This window comes from Blastococcus sp. CT_GayMR20 (assembly GCF_004570345.1).
In genome coordinates, this window is record NZ_SPQM01000294.1 from 1 (window position 1) to 1,632 (window position 1,632).

The window sequence follows — 1,632 nt, forward strand, 5'->3', positions numbered from 1 at the left end:
TAGTCCCCGGGGTCGTAGCCGGGGCAGGAGCCCATGGCCACGACCTCGCCGGTGTGGACGTCGAGGACCACGGCGGAGGCCCGGGTCGTGGCACCGTCGAGGCAGGCCTCGCCCAGCCGCTGCTCGGTCACGTACTGCAGGTCCTGGTCGAGGGTGAGGGTCACCGAGTTGCCGTCGGTGGCGGGGGTGGACTCGTCGATCCCGGAGGGGATCGGGTTGCCCCCGCTGCCCACCTCGACGCGCCGCTGGCCAGGGGTGCCGGCGAGCTCGTCCTGGAACGTCTGCTCGATGCCGGCCAGCCCGGCCCCCTCCCGCCCGACGAAGCCGACGACCTGGCCGCCGACGGTCCCGGCCGGGTAGAGCCGGACGGGGTCGTCCTCGTAGGAGAGACCGGAGAGGCCGAGCTCGTCGATGGCGTCGGTGATCTCGGGAGACACCTGGGCGGCGAGCACGACGTAGCGGCTGTCACGGGAGAGCTTCTCCTCCAGTTCCGCCGCCGGGACGTCGAGCAGCGGGGCCAGCGCCTCTGCGGTCCCCTCCTTCTCGCCGACCACGGTGGGGTCGGCGACGACGCGGGACGCCGCGACCGTGTACGCGAAGGGGTTCCCGTCGCGGTCGAGCACGGCCCCGCGCAGCGCGGCGATGGGATAGGTGCGCAGCCGGTCCTGCTCGGCGGCGTTGGCGTAGGCGGCGCCGTCCACGCCCTGGAGGATGGCGAGCTTGCCGACGACGAGCACCAGCAGGGTGATCATGAAGGCCAGGCCGATGCGGTTGCGCAGCAGCCGCTGGTTGACCGACAGGCCGGCCCCGCTCCGGCGGCTGCCCGGCGTGCGCCGGGGGGTGAACGCACCGGGGCCGCTGCGGGCCGCCGCCGGGCGCTGCGCCGGTGGCCGCTGGGCGGGCTGACGCGGCGGTACGGGGCGACCGGTGGTGCGGGGGCCGCCGCCTCCTGGTCCGCGGACCGTGTCGGGCACAGGTCAGCCCTCGTCCTCGTCGTCGGTGCCGTCCTCGTCCGCGTTCTCGTCCACGGCGCCCTCGGCCGGCACGGGGGTGCCGCGCAGCACCGTCGTGCCGTCGGGGTCGAGAACCAGGTAGGCGGCCGGGCCGGCCGGGACGAGACCGGCCGCGACCGCGGCCCGGGCGATCTCGGCCGGGGTGCTGCCGGTGACCACCTGCTGCTCGAGGCGCTGCACCTCCTGCGCGCGCTGGGCGTTCTCCGCGCGCAGCTGGCTCGCGTCGAGGGAGTCGACGGCGATGGCGGTGTTGAGGATGAGGAGGCCCAGCGTCGTCCCGACGAGGAGGGCGACGACGAGCAGGACGAAGGGCGCGCGGCGGTTCCGCAGGCCCTGGGCGACCCGGCGGCGGGGACGGACGGTCGGGGTGCCGGGCACCAGCCGCAGCTCGGGCCGCGGGGCGGAGCGGGCGGAGACGCGCGGCGTCGGGCCGGTGGTGGGCCGCAGTGGGGCCGCGGAGCGGGCGGCCCCCGAGGTGCGGGCGGACGCCGTGGCGCGGGCGTCGGGGTCGCGGTCGAGGCCGACCACCCGGAGTCCGGGGTGGGCGTCGAGCATCGCGAGCGTGTGGCCGGCGAGGCCGAGGGTCGCGTCGACGAGGACGGCGCCGTCGGCGGCGCAG

The 1,632-nt window shown here is 76.8% G+C and carries 1 protein-coding gene and 1 pseudogene; both read right to left on the reverse strand.

Features of this window, described 5'->3' with window-relative positions; all coding sequences use genetic code 11:
• A pseudogene (locus E4P40_RS27475) lies at nucleotides 1-974 on the reverse strand (penicillin-binding protein 2); the annotation flags it as partial.
• Nucleotides 975-977: 3 nt separating this feature from the next.
• A partial coding sequence (gene mraW, locus E4P40_RS29245) for a 16S rRNA (cytosine(1402)-N(4))-methyltransferase (RefSeq protein ID WP_245160633.1) occupies nucleotides 978-1,632 on the reverse strand: 655 nt, incomplete at its 5' end.